Origin of the sequence: Nonomuraea sp. NPDC005692, assembly GCF_040631115.1 — a bacterium.
Taxonomy (GTDB): domain Bacteria; phylum Actinomycetota; class Actinomycetes; order Streptosporangiales; family Streptosporangiaceae; genus Nonomuraea.
The window spans coordinates 1-1,604 of record NZ_JBEXYU010000084.1 but is presented as its reverse complement, the minus strand read 5'-3'; the positions used below and the strand labels follow the sequence as shown (position 1 = coordinate 1,604).

Here is a 1,604-nt window from a genome sequence, read left to right as displayed (position 1 = left end):
GTGAGCCGCCGACCAAGGAGTCGGCGCAGACCCTGCTGGAGAACCTGTACTTCAACCCCAAGCGGTACGACCTGGCCAAGGTGGGCCGCTACAAGATCAACAAGAAGCTCGGGGTCGACTCCGAGATCACGCAGGGCACGCTGACCGAAGAGGACATCGTCGCCACCATCGAGTACATCGTCCGCCTGCACGCGGGCGAGGAGTCGATGCCGGGCGCCAACGGTGAGGTGATCGTCGAGGTCGACGACATCGACCACTTCGGCAACCGCCGCCTGCGCAGCGTCGGCGAGCTCATCCAGAACCAGGTCCGCCTGGGCCTGGCCCGCATGGAGCGCGTCGTCCGCGAGCGGATGACCACCCAGGACGTCGAGGCGATCACGCCGCAGACCCTGATCAACATCCGTCCCGTCGTGGCCTCCATCAAGGAGTTCTTCGGCACCTCGCAGCTGTCGCAGTTCATGGACCAGACCAACCCGCTGGCCGGCCTGACGCACAAGCGGCGTCTGTCCGCGCTCGGCCCCGGTGGTCTGTCCCGTGAGCGGGCCGGCTTCGAGGTCCGTGACGTGCACCCGTCCCACTACGGCCGGATGTGCCCGATCGAGACCCCTGAAGGCCCGAACATCGGTCTGATCGGCTCGCTGGCCTCCTACGGCCGCATCAACGCCTTCGGCTTCGTCGAGACGCCTTACCGCAAGGTCGTCGACGGCAAGGTGACCGAGCAGATCGACTACCTGACGGCCGACGAGGAAGACCGCTACGTCAAGGCGCAGGCCAACACGACGCTCAACTCCGACGGTTCGTTCGCCGAGTCCCGCGTCCTGGTCCGTACCAAGGGCGGTGAGACCGAGCTCGCCCGTGCCGAGGAAGTCGACTACATCGACGTGTCGCCGCGCCAGATGGTGTCGGTGGCCACCGCGATGATCCCGTTCCTCGAGCACGACGACGCCAACCGCGCGCTCATGGGCTCCAACATGCAGCGCCAGTCGGTGCCGCTGCTCAAGAGCGAGGCGCCGCTGGTCGGCACCGGCATGGAGTACCGTGCCGCGACCGACGCCGGCGACGTCATCAGCGCCGAGAAGGCCGGTGTGGTGGAGGAGGTCTCCGCCGACTACGTCACCGTCATGAACGACGACGGCACGCGTACGACGTACCGGGTCGCCAAGTTCAAGCGCTCCAACCAGGGCACCTCCTTCAACCAGAAGCCCATCGTCGCCGAGGGCGACCGGGTCGAGGTCAACCAGGTCATCGCCGACGGCCCCTGCACCGACAACGGTGAGATGGCGCTCGGCAAGAACCTGCTCGTGGCGTTCATGCCGTGGGAGGGCCACAACTACGAAGACGCCATCATCCTGTCCCAGCGCCTGGTCCAGGACGACGTCCTCTCCTCGATCCACATCGAGGAGCACGAGGTCGACGCCCGCGACACCAAGCTGGGCCCGGAGGAGATCACCCGGGACATCCCCAACGTGTCGGAAGAGGTCCTGGCCGACCTCGACGAGCGCGGCATCATCCGGATCGGCGCCGAGGTCGTCCCCGGCGACATCCTGGTCGGCAAGGTCACCCCGAAGGGCGAGACCGAGCTGACCCCGGAGGAGCGGCTGCTG

1 protein-coding gene is annotated in these 1,604 nt (G+C 67.0%); it reads left to right on the top strand.

Going from position 1 to position 1,604, the window contains the following annotated elements; translation table 11 throughout:
- A partial coding sequence (gene rpoB, locus ABZ459_RS52700) for a DNA-directed RNA polymerase subunit beta (RefSeq protein WP_357989094.1) occupies positions 1-1,604 on the top strand: 1,604 nt, incomplete at both ends.